Below are 20,637 nucleotides of genomic sequence, written 5' to 3'. Positions count from 1 at the left end.
AAAGGATGACGAGCCATGTATCATAAAACGCTGCCCTATCGCATATTCAGCATCTTCAACAATGTGTTCCTGACCATCCTTTCGCTGCTCTGTCTGCTGCCACTCTATCACTTGCTGATGGTATCGCTCAGCGCGTCTGCACCTGCTAATGCCGGGTTGGTCACGTTCTGGCCGATTGGATTTACACTTGAAGCGTATGCCAAGACATTCGACAATGCCAACTTCCTCTCCTCCCTGTGGGTATCCGTAGAACGGACGGTACTGGGTACTGGGCTTGCGCTCATCGTAAATACGCTTGCGGCGTATGCGCTGTCCAAGGAGACAAGGGTGTTCCGTGCGCGTAACATCTATCTGTGGTATTTCGTTGTTACCATGCTGTTCAGCGGCGGACTCATTCCGGGGTACATCCTTATTCTGAAGCTGGGACTGATGAACACGCTGTGGGCGCTTATTCTGCCAGGTCTCGTGGCGGTGTTCAACATCATTCTGCTGCTGAATTTCTTCCGCACCGTGCCGAAGGATCTGGAAGAGGCAGCATTTATTGATGGCGCAGGATACTTTCAGTCATTTATCAAAATCTATCTGCCCGTCTCCGTACCTGTTATCGCAACGGTCTCTCTGTTCATGATGGTTGGGCATTGGAACGCCTATTTCGACGGGATCATCTATATCCGTGATTCGGAAAAGCTACCACTCGCGACGTTTATGCAGACGATCATCGTGCAGGCCGATATGACCAAACTTGATCCTGAAGCGATTGCGAACCTGTCGCAACGGACGATTCGGGCATCTCAGATTTTCATCAGCGCACTGCCGATCCTGCTGGTGTACCCGTTCCTGCAACGGTATTTTGTAACCGGGATTGTGGTTGGAGCCGTGAAGGAATAGTGTACGGTTGTATGTAGTAGAGCAACAAGAGGATTGTGAAAAGGGAGCTACTGAACTGGGGAAGGCCAGGGAGGTAGCTTCTTTTTGTGTAAATATTTCGTTTGAAGTAAGAACAGTTGCCTCCTTATATTTTTCCATTTCAATAGTATAATGATGGATATATATGTAAGATAATAATTCATAGTTGAGGAGAACAGATACAATGATCATAATGGTAGAGCCATCCGCTGAGCGGATTGGGTGTTGGATCGAGGGCTATGTTCCTAGTAAAGATCTATTTTTTCTCAAGAAAGAACATCTCATTAAACTAGAAATGTACCTTAACGATGTGTTGATTTTGCCGAGCAAAGAATTCTTTCGTCATTCCTCATATAATCAGATACAGCTTGTTAATAGCTTTGAATATTGGAAGATAGACAAAGAAATACAATATGTACTTGTCGCTGACCCGAATTGGTTGTGTTCTCTCTCAAGTGAAATGCAGAAATGGATCAACCATATTCAGCTTACGGTACATCGTGGTTTGATCTTACCGATCTCGTTGCTCTCTACTCCGTATATATTTCCTGAGGAACATCTGGTGAAGGATCATGAAGAAGAATATGTCGTTCTACACAGTAAACTATGGAGTGAGCTTCCGTATAAAGTGAAGGTGGATCTACTCAAAGAATATGCTAAGAAGTGGGATGACTGGAACGGTTATGCGCTGGACGATTCTGTTCCTTCTCATTTGCAGAGATATGCCAATACGTTTCCAGCTGAAGGAGGAGGGAATTGTTTAGCTGCAACATTGTTCGCTGTATCTCAGCAAGAATGGATTCTGAATGAATGGGTGCATCCAGAGACATTTGCAGAAGGACTTAAGAGAGCCCATTATGTCATGAGAGATACAGAGGAGCTTCGTACGGGTGATGTTGTTGTATGGATGGATGCTAACGATATCGTTCAACATGCCTCGTATCATATGGGTCAAAATTTGTTCTTTAATAAGGATGGTCAGACTTTTTTTAATCCTTGGAAAGTGATTGATTGGAAGACACTCAAGCTGGAATGGGCGAGTTACACCTATAAGGTGTATCGGAAAGAAATTTTAACCTAAAGGAACAAAGTCCATTGCCCCCACCTTCCCTATCCTGCTATAATGCCGGTATCTACTGTATTGGGGGTTATACCGTGGCAATATTGGCTGTGCCGGATTGCTCGTTCGCTAGAAAGGCCTTACGCAAAGCCTGAATAGGGGCGGACTTTGTGTAGGGCGCGACGAGAATGAAATCGATCGCCCTGTGAGTACGTGAGTACCATCAACATGTGTCATCCCGCTGGCTTTGCACCTTATTGGATTGATCAATAACTATAAGGGGCTGAACGCCATGCAAACACCATTTATTCATAATCATCAATTTAATTATATTCATAAGCAAGCCGATTTTCTGGTCAAAACGCTACGCTCGGTCGTGGATCCTAAAGTATTGGAGACCGTCCGTTATACGGTTGGTACGAATGTGGTTGAGGTCTTTAATGAACTGACGTTAGAACAGAAGCATTTACTGGAGCGGTTATCCACGTATGATACGCCCCATGACGTGCAATTGTATCTGAACGAGCTGGAAGCATATCTGATTCCGTTTCCGCAAATATCGGCAAAGCAGATTCAGAAGCTGTTTCCTAAGGCGAAAAAGCTCAAATTGCCTGATCTAGAATCCATCAATTATGCACATACGACCTATCTGAGATGGATCGACATTGCGACGAGCCGTTTGTTCATCGTGTACCCTCACGAAGGCAAATTCTTCGGTATTGAGGGACGGATCACGGCTACGAACAAGAAGGGATACTGTATGTTCTGCCATCGCCATCAGGAACTTGGGTTCTTCAACGTGAAGACCAAGAGCCATTCGCCAGATCACTTTAGTGCCATTGGTCAGTATGTATGCATGGATAACGATGCTTGTAACCATAGCATTAGTGATATAACGATGCTGGAGAAGTTTCTTTTCTCGGCAGTAAAATAAGGTAGTTACACAGCGAAAAAGGTCGCTCTTCGGAGTGACCTTTTTCGCTACATCAATGTGCTATGATCCTTATTGCGCCGGAATATCCTTAGCATAATCCAGCCCTAACTGATACGCATAGTTAAACAATTGATCATAATGCTCTGGCTTGGAACCCAGCGTTTCATACAGAAATTCAACCCTCGAACGAGACACGCCGCAGTAATCGGCGATCCCTACGTTGAGTAAATTCTGAATGGATTCATCATAGTTGCGCTTTTGCATCTGTTGTTCTGTCACACCCGAAAGGGCAATCCATAATATTTGCTGGTGATGAAGCTTATTTGCGCCATAGGCAAATCCGTTATTAAATACACGATCAATATAACCCTTCAGCATAGCTGGCAGATGCCACCACCAGAGGGGGAACACAAAAGCGACAGCATCATGCTTTTTCAACCGCTCCATTTCTGTTTGGACTTCAGGAGAGAACACCTGAACTTCTTGAGTAAGGTTTGGTTCATCTCCTTCTAGGAGGAGAGGGTCGAAGCCAATGCCGTGTAAATCCAATATCTCCGCACTGTGACCAGCCTCAGTTAGACCTTGCACAAAACGATCAGTAACCTGAAAAGTCAGGGAATTCTTCCTCGAATGCGACACAACAACTAATACGTTCATACGTATCGTTCACTACCTTTCTCGATCACGATTAATAGCCATACCCTATTGCCAATGCTATTATAGACAAGGAATGAAATCGTTGGGAAGAACGCACTTTGAAGTTCTATAGGAAGAAATAAGTTCTATAGGAATATGAAAGTACCCTAGTTAAATAGGAATTAATTAATAATAAACGGGAAGCAACAAGTAAGAAACAAGCAAGCAACAAAAAACGAGAGGGAATCTAACCGCTATAGCGACTGCTAGTTTATAAGGGGGAAGAACGTTGACGGAGAATGGGGAAGGTAGTGCTCCTAAGAAGTACAAAGTAGGCGTCGAAGCAGCCTTGGAAGTGATGGGAGGGAAGTGGAAGCCACTGATCATCTATCATCTGACGACAGGATGCAAACGTTCATCAGAGCTTCGCAGGCTAATACCAGAAATCACGCAGAAGATGTTAACTACACAGCTTAGAGGATTGGAAAAGGATGAGATTGTACAGCGAAAGGTGTATTCAGAGGTTCCTCCTAAAGTGGAATATGAGTTAACGGAGTATGGTTGGGGACTCAAGCCTGCTCTAGATCTACTATGTTACTGGGGTGAGGAGCATCTGGATAAGGTGTATGGAGATCGATTCAAGGTGCTTGAGGAGTTTGATGCTTCTGAGAAACGTTGAAGACGTGAGCGAGGGAACAGAAGCATGACTATGTGCCTATAAATCGTATTATTTTATTTATTATTGAAAATATGGAAAATGCGTACAAAAACCCATAGTGTAGCTAGAATAGTTGATTCTTTCCCTCTCAATGGATGCTGAACTTGTCTTGAGAAATTTTCAGTTGACACCGTTTTCATGAAATGATACATTTAGCCTATAATTGAAATGGGTGTTACTGATTCGATCAGGCATAACCATGTTAAAAATACGTAATGTATTTTTAAGATGGATTTTTGTGCTTTTTTAAGAGGTGGGGTAGGTAAAGTGAGGTATGTTAAAGCCTTCAACAATAACGTGGCTTTAGTTAAAGATCTCTCTGGACTTGAATGGGTAGTGATGGGCACTGGAGTAGGCTTCCAAAAGAAAAAAGGGGATTTGATCGAAGAAACGAGTATCCGCCGGAAGTTTGCAGCAGAGGATTCAGCAGCGAAGAAACCTCTCGTGCAAGTATTGGATCATATGGACCCGGATGTTCTCGATGTAGCGGTAGAAGTGGTTAAAAATGCTGAGGTCTCACTAGGTACAACGTTTGAGAACAACATTTATCTAACCATCGCCGATCATTTGAACTTTGCGATTATTCGAGCAAATGAGCAAATTGAGTACGTCGAAACGAACCGTTGGGAAGTTAAGAATCTATATCCGAAGGAATATCTCGCAGCGCAAGAAGCCATCCGGCTTGTATTCGATCGCCTTGATGTTCTTTTGCCCAAAAGTGAGGAAACCTTCCTTACCTACCATTTCGTAAATGGACAGCAGACCAAAAAGACACGGATTGAAGAAACGTTGAAAATGACGGAAGTTATTAATCGAATTATCGAAATTATCCAATATCATTTTCAAGTAAAATTGGATGAAGAATCGCTGAGCTACACTCGATTTATCACCCATCTGCGTCACTTTTTTATTCGTCAGTTCAAGCAAAATCACATCGAGGATCAAGAAGTTGATCTAACGATCGTTGAGGTAGTCAAGAGCAAGTACCCTCGTTCTTATCAGGCGGTTGAGAAAATCGCACATCTGTTGGAAAAAAAATATGGCTGGGCGCTTTCACCAAATGAAAGACTGTATCTTGCCCTTCATATCTGGCGTCTAACCAGCCAACTTGAAACTAAATAGGCAACCGTGGAATTGTTACTGAATCATGGATTCAGGCGTTACCCAAGCATAGGAGAGCCAACCAGGCTCTACGTTGTTTGGGTATTTTTTTTGGAGATTACAGAGAGGAGATTAGCGATGAAAGCATATCAAGAGCTAGCTAAACAGGTTGTAGAGAAAGTCGGAGGGAGGGAGAATGTTGAGCAGGCTTGGCATTGTGTAACTCGCTTGCGCTTCTTGGTGAGTGACAAGGAAAAGATAAAGCTAGAAGAGATCAAACAATTAAAAGGAGTCATCGGTGCACAATTTTCCGGCGATCAATTTCAAGTCATCATCGGTAATCAGGTGGCTGATGTATTCGCAGAAGTTGAGCCTCTAGTCGGAACTGGAGGGGCTAAGGCAGAGAGCGGAGAGAAAAAAGGAATCATCTCATCTGTCTTCGATTTCATTTCAGGTGTATTCACCCCGCTTATTCCAGCACTAGCCGGAGCAGGTTTGCTCAAAGGCTTCCTAGCAATGTTTGTGACATTCGGGTGGTTGAGTAATCAGAGCGAGACGTATTTAGTGTTGAATATGATCGGAGACGGGCTCTTTTACTTCCTGCCTCTGTTCCTGGCTGTAACCGCTGCGCGCAAAATCAAGACGAACGAATATGTTGCACTTGCTCTTGCCGCACCGATGCTATACCCGACGATGGTCAATGCGGTTAATTCAGGTGGAGAGATCACCAGCTTTACCATTTTCGGCGGGATAACCATCCCGGTCATCAACTATTCATCATCCGTTATTCCGATCATACTCGGGGTCATTCTGCTGAAATATGTAAGTGCTTTTGTGAAGTCATGGATGCCAAACGTTCTGACAATGATGTTCACACCGTTGCTGTCCCTCATCATCGTGGCTCCAATTACACTGTGGCTCATCGGACCAATGGGTACATATGCAGGTAACTGGGTGGCAAGTGGACTCGTATGGTTGTTCGATGTGGCTGGTCCATTAGCAGGCTTCTTGGTAGCTGGTTTCATGCCGCTGCTCATTATGACAGGCATGCACTATGCACTTGTTCCTATTATTTTTCAAAATTTCGCGAGCTACGGGTTCGACCCGATTGTCTCTCCGATGATGCTGCTTAGCAATGTTGCCCAAGCTGGAGCTGCATTTGCAGTCGCAGTGAGAAGTAGAAACTCTCAATTTAAACAATTGGGTGCATCTACAGGCTTCTCGGCACTTCTGGGTATCACAGAGCCTGCAATGTACGGAGTTAACATGAAATTGAAAAAACCATTATATCTTGCAATGGTCTCTGCTGGGGTCATGGGCGGAATTGCAGCATGGATTGGAATTAAGAAACAAGTATTAGGCGGACTGCCAGGTCTCTTCGTTTTACCAGCGTATGCTGATCCGGCAGGTAACTCGTATAACTTGATTATGACCTCGATTCTTTTTGCTGGAGCCCTGCTTGGCGCATTTATCCTTGTTATGATCTTCGGCTTCAAAGACATTCCGGTTGAAGGTCAACCGGCGGAGAAGAACGAAAAACCTGTTCAAACCAAGCCGAAAGCAACGGGTGCGGTATCAACTGACGCTGCTACCAAAGGACCAATCAACATCCATTCGCCATTGAAAGGACAGATTGTGAATCTTCATGAGGTCTCCGACCCGACATTCTCAGAAGAAGCGATGGGCAAAGGCATTGCGATTGAGCCAGAAGAAAACCGCATCGTGTCACCGGTCAATGGTGAGGTTAGTATTTTGCCGAAGTCTGGTCATGCTATTGGGATCAAAGGAGATGATGGTGAAGAATTGCTCATCCACATCGGCATTGAGACCGTCTCGCTCAAAGGCAAGCATTTCACGAGCTTGGTGAAGCCAGGAGATCGACTTGAAGTGGGACAGCCTTTGATTGAATTCGACCGCGCCGCTATTCGTGAAGCTGGTCTTGAGACAGTAACGATGATGATTGTTACGAATACCGCTGATTATCTAGATGTACTGACGATTAATGAGGCGGGTCCTATTTTCGAAGGAGAACGAGCATTAACGATTATGAAATAAACCTAAACTAAATTAAGGAGTGATTCGTATGACAACAGTTCAAACAGGTTTTCCAAAGAACTTCCTCTGGGGTGGCGCAACTGCCGCCAATCAGGTTGAAGGGGCGTATAACGTAGGTGGCAAAGGGCTCACAACAGCTGACATGGTTCCTTTTATACCAAAAGAAAAACGTGGGTTAAACTTCGCCATAGATGTAAACTCTGATTATATCGAGAAGGCTCTCAACGGGGAAGTAGATGATCGCTATCCGAAACGTGACGGCGTCGATTTCTACCACCGCTACGAAGAAGATATTGCGCTGTTTGCGGAAATGGGTTTCAAAGCCTTTCGCTTGTCGATTAACTGGGCGAGAATTTTCCCGAATGGCGATGATGCAGCTCCAAGTCTCGAAGGACTGGAATTCTATGATCGAGTATTCAATGAGCTAGAAAAGTACGGCATCGAACCAATCGTTACGCTGTCTCATTATGAGACTCCGCTGGCGCTGACTCGCAAATATAACGGTTGGTACAGCCGGAAGTTGATTCCACTTTTTGTTCAATATGCAGAAACGCTCTTCAACCGCTACCGCCATCAAGTGAAATACTGGATTACGTTTAATGAGATTAACATGATGGGACACAGTCCATATACGGGTGGGGGCGTCCTGGTTGATAAGCTTCCGAACCAAACCAAGGAACAAATTGCGTATCAAGCGTTGCACCATCAATTCGTAGCGAGCGCATTGGTTACGAAGCTAGCACACGAGATCAATCCAGATGCGCTGGTAGGGTGCATGCTTGCTAGGGGGCAAACCTATCCGGTAACCAACAATCCGGAAGATGTGTTACTCGCACAGCATTATAACGACCTGAACCTGTTCCACACGGATGTACATGTTCACGGTGAATACCCATCCTTTATGAATCGTTACTTTGCCGAGAACAATATTGTGATCCAGAAGGAAATTGGCGATGATGAAATATTGAAGCAGTATCCAGTGGACTATGTATCGTTGAGTTATTACATGTCCAAGTCGGTTGCATCCAACTCCGAAGATTATGAACAGGTATCTGGTAATCTCACGACGTATGCAGTGAAAAATAAATACCTAGATACGTCCGACTGGGGATGGCAGATTGATCCGAAAGGGCTTCGCATTACGTTGCGTGATATGTATAACCGCTATAGAAAACCTCTGTTCGTTGTAGAAAATGGTCTGGGTGCTTATGACACCGTTGAGGAAGATGGCTCGATTCATGATACGTACCGAATTGATTATCTCAAGAAGCATATAGAGCAAATGAAAGAAGCGGTTAAAGAGGGTGTGGACTTGATTGGGTATACGGCTTGGGGGCCAATTGATCTAATCTCCATGTCCACTTCCGAAATGTCCAAACGATACGGATTCATCTATGTGGACCAAGACGACGAAGGTAACGGTACATTGAACCGATCCAAAAAGGATTCGTTCGAGTGGTACAAGCAGGTTATTGCGACCAATGGAGAAGAGTTGTAAGTTTGAATTGATTTAATCGAACATGAGATTTCTATAAAAGAAAAGTGTCGGTTCGTGCACTCGTGCATGAGCCGACACTTTTTTGCTCTTTATTAAGGAGTATTATTAGAATGTAGCTATCTTAGAAATCACCTTCTATATTACATATCCATTATGGACACGGAAATGATCGCATAAATATGAGCGAAAAAAGGTTATTCGGTTATTACAAGATATGCCACACGGCTAGCACAAACTTGTACAAAAAGTAGACCGCGAACCCCAGTAAAAGTACACCCGCCAGAGCCGAGACAACTTGTATCATTTTGGAACTCATCATTTTGCGTGTGATGGACACGATGGAGATCAGACCCACATCATGTAGAAGAATTCCACAGAGCACACCGAGTCCAGCGAAGATAAAGCTCAATTTGCCAGTCGCTTGGTAGGAATCGGATAATACCGTACCGAACACGGATATCCAGAAAATAAGATTACCTGGCGAAACAGCAACCAGTAATCCATTGCGATATGTTTTCCAAAATGATTTGTTGGTTTTTGCGTTCTTTCCCTCGCTAGAGACCAGATTAAGATCCGAGTTTCGGATAGAATCGTACCCTAGAAAGGCTAAGAAGCCTGCACCAGCGAGCCATAACGGAATCTGAACATACGGAAGTGACAATATAGAGGCGAAGCCAAAATACATGGCAAGGATTAATCCAGCATCGACAGTCATTCCACCAAGGCCTACTGCCCACCCATGCATGAATCCATTCCGTAACCCCTGCTTGGTCATCTCTACGGTAATCGCTCCAACAGGCATGGCAATAGCGAGTCCAATGAGTACGAATTTAATATAGATTTCCATAATCATTTCCTTTCTATACATGGATGATTACATGAGGGCTTGTCCGCTGGTGGGTGGTGAATATGCCTGTGATGCATTCCGCTCTCCTCGGGAAACCGCTGGTACTCAGCTTATTCGGAGGAGAGCTTTTTTAGAATCGGGATGCCGTTATGACTTGCCTTTTTCCTGCAGGGATCGAAGAAATGGACATTTGGAAGGAGCGGTATCATCATCACGAAGAAAATACTGTTTGTACTCCAAGTTACCTTCGCTTCCATATTGCTTCAATTCAGGATGAGCTGGAATGTTATCATACGCAGCCAGGCGTGCACGAATTCTAGGAGCGATGGCTGCAGCTCGTTGAGGTTGTTCATTCCAAAGATTCAGCACCCAGCGGGGTGTTAGAGCCAGCATGAGATAGGGAAAGTTTCTACTTTGACGAGACGTATGTGCAGGTGTACCACAGTACACGAAGTATCGCTCATCCCCGAAACAAAATTCCCAAAGTGGATTTTCCGGATCTTCGGGAATATCACCTGGCCAAGGCTCACTGTCCAAATCCCGAATTTCACTTAATAAGTTCCAGAAGGTTTTTTCGTAGTCAAGAACACTCCGGATTTCATTTTCTTGCTCAAAGAACACAACGAGAGAAGAATAATCACCGAAAGAACGGGACGACTTCCCATATTCCTCAACAATTCTTGATAATTGCTTTGCAGGGAGATCGTGCTCAGAACAGGAGATGAATCCATATCGGAGGTGACCCAGCGCATGAGCCTGTGTAGCCGGAATACACGGAAAGCGAGCTTCCCGGTCGCTCATTTTGGCAGAAAATAAACGATGCGCATCCCTCATCCAGGGATCAAGCGTCAGTTCATGATTTTCAATCTCGACAGAAGAAAACAACAGCGGCATGAACAGTCCTCCTTTTTACTACTACTAGGATATAACCTAGCGTCGAAATGGTGACTGTCCACACCTCACCTTAAATATGTAGAAGGATGTCTCACAATTTATTTCATTGACACAGTCCTAACATGTTTCCACGCGAATGGGGCAGGCTACTTGAAGCAGCTTGGAAATGATGTAGAAAGGACTGACAACATGAGTAAGGCATCCAAATCGTCAACAGAGGAAAAGAAATTGAAATGGTGGCAGTTAAGTCTGCTTGGTGTGGCAGGAACGATTGGAACAGGATACTTTTTAGGCTCAAGTCTTGCGATATCCATTGGCGGCCCTGCGGTATTAATCGCTTATGCCTTAGCTGCTCTGGGTACATATGTTGTGTTTGATGCTTTGGCCCGAATGACTTCAGATCATCCAGAGGAGGGTTCATTCCGTTCCTATGCGAAGAAGGCTTTTGGGAATTGGGCTGGTTTTGCCAGCGGATGGGTATATTGGTTCTCTGAGTTGCTTATTATGGGGAGTCAGTTGACGGCTCTGTCGATATTTTCTCGATTCTGGTTTCCCCATGTTCCGCTGTGGGTCTTTGCCGCAGGATTTGGCGTAATCGGCCTATGTATCGTATTTTTTGGCAACAAAGGATTTGACCGGGTTGAGAATGTGCTCGCAATCATTAAGATTGCAGCCATTATTATGTTCCTGATCCTAGCTATTGCGCTCCTTGCCGGTTGGATTGGAGGAACGAAGTACGATCATAAAGTACCAATGGACATGGCAGCGATTTTTCCCAAGGGTGGAGTAGGCTTGTGGGCTGCATTTCTGTTTGCGTTCTATGCCTATGGAGGGATTGAGGTGCTGGGAATTATGTCTTATCGGTTGGAAAAGCCCGAGGACGCACCCAAGGCAGGCAAGGTGATGCTCATTTCCCTATCGACTGTATATGTCGTTTCCATTGGTCTTGCGTTAATCATGGTACCACTGAATGCATTTAATCCCAAAGAAAGTCCGTTTGTCCTGGCATTGAGCAGCGATCATCTAGCCTTTGTTCCGCACCTGTTCAATGGCGTGCTGATTGTGGCGGGTTTCTCGACCATGACGGCATCGCTCTATGCGGTGACCTCCATGATTATTACACTGGCGAAGGAGGGAGATGCACCGACGTTATTCTCGCGTAAGTGGAAGAAGAAATATCCCTTATTCGCACTCTCACTCATCGGGTGTGGGCTTATTGGAACGATTGTTATGTCTCTGCTACTGCCTGGTAAAGTGTATGAATATATTACGACTGCAGCTGGATTAATGCTGTTATATAACTGGTCGTTTATCTTGTTGTCCTCTGGTCGACTATTGAAATCAGGAAAGTTCGATGTCGTCAAACGTTGGATTGGACTGGTGCTCATTACGTTAGCCGTGACCGGTACGCTCTTCCACGCACTCAGTAGACCGGGCTTATTCATAAGTCTCCTGCTGGTGTTGCTTATTGGAATCAGTGATATCATTGTTCAGCGCAAACGCAAGAAAAAGTCCTCGGCTCAATCGGCAAGCGCTGGGAAGGAAGAGAATGAAGCGGATGAACCAAGTACCGAGGAAGCAGCCGGTTATCACATCACCGGCATACGTCTTCGCAGAAGTAAGGTGAAGTGACGGGCAACTACGGTCATAAAACCAACAGAACTTGTATGGCTTTGACGCCAAAATAAATGCCAAAACCAATCAGGGAAACTCCGGAGATCAGTCCGATGGCTCGAAGCACCGCAGACGTGAGATATTTGCGGAAAAAGCTGACCGCTGTCGCCATGCACAAGTCCCACAGTAGAACACCGAAGATGATAGCACCACTGTAGATCAACATCTGATCTAGTGGTGAGTCATTGACCGCTTTAGCCAGAACAGATCCGTATATGCCAAGCCAGAACATGATGGATAGAGGGTTGAATAGAGACATTAGGAACCCTTGAACAAATGACTTCGATAGTTCGGAATGACCTCCTCTCGTCTCATTGAGAGCGAGGTTTCCTGCATTTTTCATACTTTCTACGCCAGTGTAAACGAGCACAAAACAGCCAAATAGCCACAAGAATACCCTTACAAAAGGCAGTTCCAGTAGGTGCACAACGCCAAAGTATACGAGCAACATGTACAGGATATCTGCTGCGATTGCTCCCAGTCCAACAAACCAGGCGGGCATGAAACCTCCACGGACACCCTTGTCCAATTGTGCTGCATTTATGGGTCCCATAGGCGCCGACAGGGTTAGCCCAAGAAAAACATAGCCTAATAAGATCGAGATAGATGTCTCCTCCTTTCGCATACTTTACTAGCTTATTCTGCGAATAGCTCTTATAGGACAGGTTTATCTCCTATTCATGTGAGGATCGAGCGGAGTAGCGAAGATTTCATTTGAATATTAAAAAGTATATAAGGTACTATGTAAAAGAAGGAAATATTTGAAAAGTGATAGAGTAGGAGAGGTGTGGCTAACTGATAGGTCAATGGCATATAAATAATCATCTCAACGAATGGAGGAGAGAAATAACTCATGAGTTATTTGACGATCTATCCTAGAGCTAGGTTGAATTTAATTATGATGTTACTCCTTGGAGTTATCCTATTTATAATTTTTCACATTAACCAAGAAGGTTTTTCTAAGTATTTCATTCTATTTCTAATGGCTGTTACTTTTACTAATATCATCATCACGATCAGACGTTTATTATCTGCCAAACCAAGCATTACTCTAGGTGCCGATGATGTAATATCGACTAAAAATCGGAGATATGAAGCCTCTCAGATCGAGTGTGTCTACATCAATTACAAGCGGATCGGTATCAAGCTCTATGGGCGCAGGCTTGTGCCAGCGGATCTATGTTTTTATTTTGACTCTAGCCAAGAGAACGCAGGGTTAGAAGAGTTATATGAGTGGGCAGCACGGAACCAAAAAGAGGTGAAAAATAAGTTTTTTCAAACCTTAACGTAGACCTGTGCGTCTAATTATAAGGAGGGCCTTCTAATGAAGACAGTCGAACAATTGCTAACAAGTGATTGGTATCAGGCCGTTATAACAGAACTGCTGCAACTTAAACCTCGGATCCAATTTGTGGAGCATGGCAGCTATGAAGCGAGCTTATTAATGGATGATTTCAAGGAACGGAAGTATGTGCTTGAAGGGTTTGGCGCTTCTCTGCCAACAGAAGAAGAATGCATTCAATGGTTACTAGAGCAATACAACAATGATAAGGATAACATCATGTCTTTTGTGGTAGCTCGGATCACATTTAGTGAAGAATTAGATGATGATCCTGATGGAGAGTTTCCTGAGGGCGAGGAGCTTGAAGAAGGTGATCGCTCTGAAGTTGTGGAGATTTTGGGATTTGCAAGATCGGTCATCGCGAGTACGATCATTGAATATGATTTTGTCAAAAATCACCCTAAGCAGTTAACAGCTTATTATAAACGGACACGAATTCCAGGTGCAGCACAATTTTCGTCACAGATTAAGGAGGTGTATGCATCCATAGCCCAATAGATCATTGAAGGACATCCAAATGGAGATAGAGCCACAGAGCGGGCTATGAGAGAGATTTATAACACCAGTAGGAGCGATTATCTATGAAATATTTAACGGATGAATGGTATGAACTGTGCCAACGGACAGGACTTCATTTTGGGATGAAAGTACATAGCGGAGCTTATGAATTGGACGAAGCCCTTTTTCAACGACTGTATGAGAGAAAAGAACAAGCACATGTAAAACAAGAGCGCGAAATATACAATACTGACCCTCGGTTCATGTTAGAGCATGATGGTGAGGTCTTAACACGGGCTGACCAGTTTTTTAGCGGAGCAGAGGTAACAGAAGAAGATCAGATCGTTTATTCCATGCCACCGGAAGAAAGAGCACATATCGAGAAGCTCATTGCAGCGTATGATGCCCGCCCTCCGTTTGACGAGAAGAAATGCCAAGAAGAGTACCAAGAAATGATGGAGTGGAATTATAAACAACAGGCTGAGCGATTACCCCAAGAAATCTATGACCGAATTGCGGATATTCGTTTATTTACTTTAGGCTATTGCACGAGAGGCATAATGCGCCAATTGAAGAAACAGAGCAAACGAAATGAAGAACAAATGCAGCTTGTGCTGAAGGAGTACAGAGAAGTGAACGTAGCGCAAGACATTCCAGTCGAGGTGCGTCGACGATTGCATTTCCACGATTGTACGGTAACGGAACTCGTAACAGGTGATGAACTTGTCATTCGATTCGATACTCGCGGAGGCTTTACGAATATAAACAAGCTCACACTGATTGCACCCGAAATCATCAAACAAGAAGGAGATATTGTCGGCAGATCCTGGCTATATGAAGAACTTTATCGGATCGATGATGGATATGAGCTTCATATTCTGTTTGAAGGTGAAGGTATGCCTGAACTGATTGTTTGTTGTAAGGATTTTCTCGTAGAGATCGAGTAGGGGCATATTGAATGCGATCTGTTTAGAAAAATTGAAATAAGCACTCATGTGCAATCACAGATATATAGTTTCAGTTGAATCAATTTCATAACTCATAAAAACGGAATTTTTTGTAACGAGATATAGACCAATTAAACCGTTTTGATCTATATCTCGCCTTGATTTAAGCAGCTAACGGTATTATGAAATTGATTCAGTTAGTAAGGAGTTGTACTTGTATGGAATTATTCGGCGTTTTATTGATAATATTCGTGAGTATCTTTGCGTTTCTAATCATTGCCTTTGTTATACGTTATGCCATAGATTCATCCCAAACCTCGAGAAGACTTGATGTTCTGATTCAAGAAGTTAGGTACTTAAGAGCAGAAGTGAAAAGACAGAATCAAGATAATTCAGATGACAACAACCATATTTTTGATAAAAAAGTGTAGAAATTTGTTCAGATCAGTCTGTAGCTATGTAGTAAGTAGATGTACTTATGTTATACCATAGCATCTAAAGTGGACGACTCTAGCTACGTAGAATCGCCCACTTTTAATATCTTAAATATCCTTTGAGATATAGTACATGTTTTTTTTATATTTCATATAGATTCGATCATTGTCCACGTAAGTTAACACAGCTTCACGGCTGCTACGTGGCCCTTTGGAGATTTTGTGCTCAAGCTTAATTTTTTCTAGGATCTCGCCAGATTCGGGTTCGAGTTTGACAATATACGTCATCGGATCATCACTTTCATCTTCCAGATCATCTGCCAGTGCGAAGAGTGTACCCGCCATCAAGTATATCCCAAAGACATGATAACCAGAAGTATCTAGTCTCCAGCGTTCTTGACCTGTTTCGGTATCATAGCTCAAAAGGTAGAAGGCTTCCTCTTCTGAAAGGATATAAGCCCTGTTATCCGTAACAATGGGATTGGCTATGTTAACACCGATGGTGCTTCCTTCTGTTTCAAGTTCCAGCTGCTGCTCGCCTGTTATTGCATCAAAGCTGTAGATCGTATGATCATAGTCAAATACATAGACATGATCCTCACGCACGAGTGGATGCACTAATCGAAGTTGAGGTACCTGTTGCGTCCACATTTGCTCGCCACTTGCAAGATCAATTGCAGTGAGAATATTGTCATTATCGACATAATAGAGGAGATCACCATGCGAAGCAAATTGATAGAGGACTACAGTTGTATTCAGGCTCAGTTCCTGTTCGTGAGCAAGCTTGTTGGTTTGGCGATCATAAGCATAGAGCTTATAGTCTTTGGCGTCAGCACCCTTGGGTTGTTGAGCGATCACGTAATAATTATTCGTGAGATGTAGGTCTGACATGAGTTCATATTCGGGAATGTCGATGGAAAACAGCTGTTTACCATCCGATTTCCGCAGGCCTGTAATCTCTCTTGTGGTCAGGTATATTAATTGATCATCCACGTTGAAGTTAGGGTTAACGATTGTACCTGGTCTAAAATCATGCTCCCAAGTGTATTCACCTGTAGTGGAATCAAAGGGAGTATTAACTCGTGTCAAAGGCTTCATATAGAAGATGCCATTCTCTTCGTAGACTCTACCGTTCATCTCATCCTGATGCTCCGTGAGGGAACCCCACAAGCTGTTATCATACTCTTGGATTGGGATGTCCTCAGCCTCGGATAATGTAGCAGAAATGACAGTTTCAGTCGATGCGTCAGAGTTCTCATTGTCTACTTGTTCAGTATTCGTTGCTGTGCTATTCGTTTGTTCACTGGACGTTTCCTTTTTCATAGCGGTGTTCTCGTCAGTAGTGCTTGTGCCACAAGCAGATAATAGGGTCAGAATCAGCGCTGCAGTAAATAATCTTTTCTTCAATAGTGACCTCCTAAAAATATAAATTTAGTACTATTTTCCTCTAATTCCTTAAACGATCCTAATACTTCATGAAACAAGCAATGTGAGGGATGAAGTAAAATGTAATGATGAAAGAAATGTTCGCCATAGATGGAATAAAAGTGAAACTTAGTTAAAGGTAAATACGTTCTTTTTAATAAGTTAAGTTCAACGGTTGAATTCTAGTCGAATTATTCAGAGGAGGAATTTGAGAATATGGGCATGTCGGATTATTATCAAAATCTAAGAGAAAAGATTGGAAACGAGCTTGTTTTTATGCCAGGTGTCGCTGGAATTATCCGTAATGAGCAAGGGGAGATATTATTTGGTCGTAAGCATAAGGAGTCCACTTGGGGACTGATTGCCGGAGCTATTGAACTAGGTGAGACGCCAGCTCAAGCGATGGTTAGAGAGGCGATGGAAGAAACAGGACTTGTGATAGAACCAGAGAGAATCAACGGGGTCTATGGTGGCGAGGATCAACGCTTTACCTATGCGAACGGCCATCAGGTCGAATACTTAACGATAGTTTTTGAATGCAGCATTAAGTCTGGACAACTTTCTCCCGATCATGACGAGATGAAGGAGCTTCAATTTTTCTCTGAACATCAGATTCCTCCCATGGCTAACCACTACCCTAATGTTATATTTAGTTCCCAGCAGGAAGAGCGGGCACATTTTGTTAAATAAAAATCGTATAAACCTATACGCAAATAAAATGAAAATGATCGATATGGAATGGGACAGCAGTACATTTGGTTATATCTCCATTCCGGTGTTCTTCATGGGTGTGGTCTTTTGCTTTTTTCCAGATATTCTATATAAGTGGTTTGTTTTCTGGAGATACAGAACGGTCAAACCCAATTGGGAATTCGAGGATAACCCACCGAGTGGTGATATTCCAATATGGGTAGAAGTGATGTTAAAAATATGCGGAAGCGTTATGATGATCCTGGGGATTGTATGGTTTTGGTTTGCGGAGGAATTCTATGAATTTTGGTTTTAGAAAATGGGTCACAACAATCAGAGAGGAGGATTAGTTCTGAGAATTTCCAAATACACACCGTATTATAGTTACATTGGTATTGGATTATTTATCTTAACCTTCATCGTCAATTTGAGTTTTAAATATAGTACAACTTCGGATGTGGGCGTACTCTTTCTATTGTCTGTTTCAAATGCTGTATTATTGATGTGTACATTGCTCTGGGCAGTATTCGGAATCATTGAGTTGCACTTGATCATGAAAACAAAGAACAGGCTTCAATCCCGACTTCATCACGATACGGTCAGTACAGCAGAGTATAAGATTAGCCAGAAAAGTATTAAGTTCAGCCTCGTTATAGGGATAAGTTATCTGGTTCTGATCGTCATTCAAATTGGCTACGTCATTCTGAACTGGGATGAGATTAATATTTAGGGAGCAATGTAGTGAGAGTTTAAAGTGTTCCTTATTGGGCTAAGAGCATGGAACAATTTGTACCCAGGAGAGAATAAAATGAATAATCAATGGCAAATCAACAATGTACTAGATGAATGGACATGCCCATCCGAGATTGGAAAAGTCATTCAAGGGAATATATTCACATTGGAACAATACCTTCTTGTTGAAGAAGCATATATAGACACAATCATGGTGTTTTTAAAGGAAGCAGAACTGCAGACTCTACGGGTTATTCAAGTATCGGATCGATCAATCTCACAAGAAGATCAACATTCTGTGTTATATGAACAGGAATTCAGTCAAATTTTAATTCAGGAAGATGGGGTATATAACACCGATGAAATTCGCACAATCTGCAAGATGATACTCAGAAATTATGCGGATTGTCAGTTGTACGCCAAAGATCATTTTTTTGTGCATTGTGGTTGGGACTATTATATGTTCATCGGTAGTAGTCATGATTCATACCAGGCCATTGAATTTGCTAGGAGCAAAAATTTATCTGTGGAAGAGTGCATCTCTCCTTATTATTATGAGGAAAAAGATGTAACTAGATCGATAGAATGGAGTGAAGTAGACGCTGAGGTGGCTATCGTTATTGGTGAAGAGGAAATTCGAGATGTGACCATATGGGAATACCGTAATGTATTGGGTTTATCCGAAGAGCATCCTGTTTTTGGGTATTTTAGAATAACGCAAGCGCATCAAGAGTTCTTTCAATCCAAAATCAATCATACGTTGGACTTCACCAAGTATAGGTACGGATTACACGCTAGTTGTTAATGATCCATGCTTTCCATTGATTTATTACAAAAGGTAGACTTTTCTTTCTAGTAGAAGTTCTCGGACGGAGACCTATTTGGTGGACATCGTATCCATACAGATTTTGATGATGAGTATCGTTTGATCCAAGCAGATGTTTAGGCATGTCTTAATGTTGCTGTTTCTTTGCGTAATAATATAAAAAAGTAGGGAAGGTGAACCCGTGGGATACGATTTTAGAGGAATAGTCACATCATTTGATGCTATGAAACGATTAAAGGAGAAGTATACGAGCACTAAGATTATCCCGTTCTACAATGAATTAATCGTTATCCCCCTAACAGATGAGCTATATGATGAGATAAATATGAATCAAGGTACAACCATGCCTAACTATGAGTATTTGACTGATACCATTAGTTACTATTGTATAGAAATTTCTAAGTTTGGCTTGGTTGCTTATATTGAAGCAGAATATTTCGGAGGAACCGGCTCACAGAATGCAATGGTATGGGACTCCAGTCAGGTTATTTTCGAGGAAACGTTAAGTCAGTCTGCAATCAACCGATCACTTGAAATTTTGGGAGTATGCAAATTACAGGGCAAAGATGAGTTTGATACTGTAGGTTTGGGTAGGCATCGCGATATAGAAGATTGGGAATAGAAAGAATGGTGAATGATGAGCATCTATGGTTATATCAAAAAAAGCGAATTCGTAAGAGAAGGAATTATCTAGGTTACTTGTAATGAGGTGATCAGGTTTACATGAAGATTTCATACCAAACGATAGATGTATTGAAACAAAAATACACAGGTACGAGTCAGTTTTACTTTTCATTGTTTAGACATACTAAGCCCATGGATTCTGCATTACATAATGAGAAAGCTGAACTATTGAAATGCCTTCTTTCCAGTGAAGAATTCATGGAAGAGTATGCTGATTTTTTGCCAGTCCATGTTGATGAACTGGATCAAGCAACGTTGCTGAATCGCTATGAGTTCGAAGGTTCGCTAATCGATATGTTCCTCCGAGGTACATGTACAGAGCCCGTTGTAGCTGATGAGAACGAGGCGAGGGAATTAGCGCGGGCATTGCTCTCAGATCTGAGAGTTGGATTGGATCAATGGGTTGTCTTTAAGTTAGGAAATCCAGGCTGGTCGAAAGCTTCAATGGAGGCAACATTATCCTGCTTCTATATTGTGTTTTACGCAACACGCAGATGTTGGTTCATATTGCGGTTCGAAGATGTTTATTAAATATATGGCATTACGAGATAGATAAAAAAGTTTGCTAGAACGTAACAAAAAAGCCCACGGCGGACATCTGTGAATTAGAAATTTCATCATCACTCTATCCACAAGTTATAATCCACCGTGAGCTACATACATTTGTGTGTGATCGAATCACCTGTTAGAACTATTATGCGAGTCGTTCCAAAGTTCCGATTTTAATGATCGATAT

Annotated in this window: 22 protein-coding genes; 17 read left to right on the top strand and 5 right to left on the bottom strand. The window is 42.9% G+C overall.

The features are described 5' to 3' along the window. Positions 1–15: 15 nt before the first annotated feature. The 3 genes from MH215_RS19230 (at position 16) to MH215_RS19220 (ending at position 2,900) form a co-directional block, all read left to right on the top strand. On the top strand, positions 16–888 hold the full coding sequence (locus tag MH215_RS19230) for a carbohydrate ABC transporter permease (protein WP_239292799.1): 873 nt from the start codon (positions 16–18) through the stop codon (positions 886–888). Positions 889–1,090: 202 nt separating this feature from the next. Next, positions 1,091–1,987: a hypothetical protein gene (locus MH215_RS19225; RefSeq protein ID WP_239292798.1), complete on the top strand. Its 897-nt coding sequence runs from the start codon at positions 1,091–1,093 to the stop codon at positions 1,985–1,987. 271 nt (positions 1,988–2,258) lie between these two features. After that, the gene (locus MH215_RS19220; protein WP_239292796.1) at positions 2,259–2,900 is read left to right on the top strand and encodes a FusB/FusC family EF-G-binding protein; all 642 of its coding nucleotides are present in this window, start codon (positions 2,259–2,261) and stop codon (positions 2,898–2,900) included. Between the two features lie 69 nt (positions 2,901–2,969). Here the strand turns inward: MH215_RS19220 and MH215_RS19215 are convergent, their stop codons facing one another. Then, positions 2,970–3,557 (bottom strand): NAD(P)H oxidoreductase, encoded by a 588-nt coding sequence (locus tag MH215_RS19215; protein ID WP_239292794.1) that lies wholly within the window; start codon positions 3,555–3,557, stop codon positions 2,970–2,972. 337 nt (positions 3,558–3,894) lie between these two features. On the opposite strand from MH215_RS19215, the gene MH215_RS19210 reads away from it, so the two are divergent. The 4 genes from MH215_RS19210 (at position 3,895) to MH215_RS19195 (ending at position 8,908) form a co-directional block, all read left to right on the top strand. Then, positions 3,895–4,215 (top strand): winged helix-turn-helix transcriptional regulator, encoded by a 321-nt coding sequence (locus MH215_RS19210; RefSeq protein WP_239292890.1) that lies wholly within the window; start codon positions 3,895–3,897, stop codon positions 4,213–4,215. Positions 4,216–4,521: 306 nt separating this feature from the next. Beyond that, positions 4,522–5,376 carry a PRD domain-containing protein gene (locus tag MH215_RS19205; RefSeq protein WP_239292792.1) on the top strand — a complete coding sequence of 285 codons (855 nt, stop codon included), beginning with the start codon at positions 4,522–4,524 and terminating at the stop codon, positions 5,374–5,376. Between the two features lie 117 nt (positions 5,377–5,493). Continuing rightward, on the top strand, positions 5,494–7,410 hold the full coding sequence (locus MH215_RS19200; protein WP_239292780.1) for a beta-glucoside-specific PTS transporter subunit IIABC: 1,917 nt from the start codon (positions 5,494–5,496) through the stop codon (positions 7,408–7,410). 28 nt (positions 7,411–7,438) lie between these two features. Continuing rightward, positions 7,439–8,908, top strand: coding sequence for a glycoside hydrolase family 1 protein (locus tag MH215_RS19195; RefSeq protein ID WP_239292769.1), 1,470 nt, complete (start codon positions 7,439–7,441; stop codon positions 8,906–8,908). A 205-nt stretch (positions 8,909–9,113) separates the two neighbouring features. Here the strand turns inward: MH215_RS19195 and MH215_RS19190 are convergent, their stop codons facing one another. Both MH215_RS19190 and MH215_RS19185 read right to left on the bottom strand, forming a co-directional pair. After that, entirely contained in the window at positions 9,114–9,755 is a 642-nt protein-coding gene (locus MH215_RS19190) for a LysE family translocator (protein ID WP_239292767.1), read from the bottom strand. A gap of 147 nt (positions 9,756–9,902) precedes the next feature. Beyond that, positions 9,903–10,649 carry a YqcI/YcgG family protein gene (locus MH215_RS19185; protein WP_239292765.1) on the bottom strand — a complete coding sequence of 249 codons (747 nt, stop codon included), beginning with the start codon at positions 10,647–10,649 and terminating at the stop codon, positions 9,903–9,905. Between the two features lie 189 nt (positions 10,650–10,838). On the opposite strand from MH215_RS19185, the gene MH215_RS19180 reads away from it, so the two are divergent. Continuing rightward, the gene (locus tag MH215_RS19180) at positions 10,839–12,281 is read left to right on the top strand and encodes an amino acid permease (protein ID WP_239292763.1); all 1,443 of its coding nucleotides are present in this window, start codon (positions 10,839–10,841) and stop codon (positions 12,279–12,281) included. A 13-nt stretch (positions 12,282–12,294) separates the two neighbouring features. Here MH215_RS19180 and MH215_RS19175 read toward each other — a convergent pair whose 3' ends face one another. Beyond that, entirely contained in the window at positions 12,295–12,927 is a 633-nt protein-coding gene (locus MH215_RS19175) for a LysE family transporter (protein WP_239292888.1), read from the bottom strand. A 249-nt stretch (positions 12,928–13,176) separates the two neighbouring features. On the opposite strand from MH215_RS19175, the gene MH215_RS19170 reads away from it, so the two are divergent. The 3 genes from MH215_RS19170 to MH215_RS19160 all read left to right on the top strand — a co-directional run bounded on the left by MH215_RS19170 (position 13,177) and on the right by MH215_RS19160 (position 15,110). Beyond that, the gene (locus MH215_RS19170; RefSeq protein WP_239292761.1) at positions 13,177–13,614 is read left to right on the top strand and encodes a hypothetical protein; all 438 of its coding nucleotides are present in this window, start codon (positions 13,177–13,179) and stop codon (positions 13,612–13,614) included. Between the two features lie 33 nt (positions 13,615–13,647). Further along, the gene (locus MH215_RS19165; RefSeq protein WP_239292759.1) at positions 13,648–14,163 is read left to right on the top strand and encodes a hypothetical protein; all 516 of its coding nucleotides are present in this window, start codon (positions 13,648–13,650) and stop codon (positions 14,161–14,163) included. Positions 14,164–14,246: 83 nt separating this feature from the next. Further along, positions 14,247–15,110 (top strand): DUF4085 family protein, encoded by an 864-nt coding sequence (locus MH215_RS19160; RefSeq protein WP_239292757.1) that lies wholly within the window; start codon positions 14,247–14,249, stop codon positions 15,108–15,110. A 542-nt stretch (positions 15,111–15,652) separates the two neighbouring features. On the opposite strand, the gene MH215_RS19155 is transcribed toward MH215_RS19160, so the two are convergent. After that, positions 15,653–16,951 (bottom strand): outer membrane protein assembly factor BamB family protein, encoded by a 1,299-nt coding sequence (locus MH215_RS19155; RefSeq protein ID WP_239292755.1) that lies wholly within the window; start codon positions 16,949–16,951, stop codon positions 15,653–15,655. Positions 16,952–17,185: 234 nt separating this feature from the next. Here MH215_RS19155 and MH215_RS19150 point away from each other — a divergent pair, with 234 nt between their 5' ends. From MH215_RS19150 to MH215_RS19125, 6 genes are all read left to right on the top strand, one after another. Continuing rightward, positions 17,186–17,659, top strand: coding sequence for an NUDIX domain-containing protein (locus MH215_RS19150; protein ID WP_239292753.1), 474 nt, complete (start codon positions 17,186–17,188; stop codon positions 17,657–17,659). Continuing rightward, positions 17,649–17,975 carry a hypothetical protein gene (locus tag MH215_RS19145; protein WP_239292751.1) on the top strand — a complete coding sequence of 109 codons (327 nt, stop codon included), beginning with the start codon at positions 17,649–17,651 and terminating at the stop codon, positions 17,973–17,975. The genes MH215_RS19150 and MH215_RS19145 overlap by 11 nt, the downstream gene beginning before the upstream one ends. A gap of 159 nt (positions 17,976–18,134) precedes the next feature. After that, the gene (locus tag MH215_RS19140) at positions 18,135–18,389 is read left to right on the top strand and encodes a hypothetical protein (RefSeq protein WP_239292749.1); all 255 of its coding nucleotides are present in this window, start codon (positions 18,135–18,137) and stop codon (positions 18,387–18,389) included. A gap of 78 nt (positions 18,390–18,467) precedes the next feature. Further along, positions 18,468–19,196 (top strand): DUF7683 domain-containing protein, encoded by a 729-nt coding sequence (locus MH215_RS19135; RefSeq protein ID WP_239292747.1) that lies wholly within the window; start codon positions 18,468–18,470, stop codon positions 19,194–19,196. A gap of 202 nt (positions 19,197–19,398) precedes the next feature. Continuing rightward, positions 19,399–19,839, top strand: a complete 441-nt coding sequence (locus MH215_RS19130; protein ID WP_239292745.1) for a hypothetical protein — start codon at positions 19,399–19,401, stop codon at positions 19,837–19,839. Positions 19,840–19,940: 101 nt separating this feature from the next. Beyond that, a complete protein-coding gene (locus MH215_RS19125; RefSeq protein WP_239292744.1) occupies positions 19,941–20,432 on the top strand; it encodes a hypothetical protein in 492 nt (163 codons plus the stop codon). Positions 20,433–20,637 lie beyond the last annotated feature (205 nt).

This window comes from Paenibacillus sp. ACRSA, from assembly GCF_022346845.1.
GTDB lineage: Bacteria > Bacillota > Bacilli > Paenibacillales > Paenibacillaceae > Paenibacillus.
Note: the sequence above shows the minus strand (reverse complement) of the source record. Positions and strands in the feature narration are given on the sequence as shown.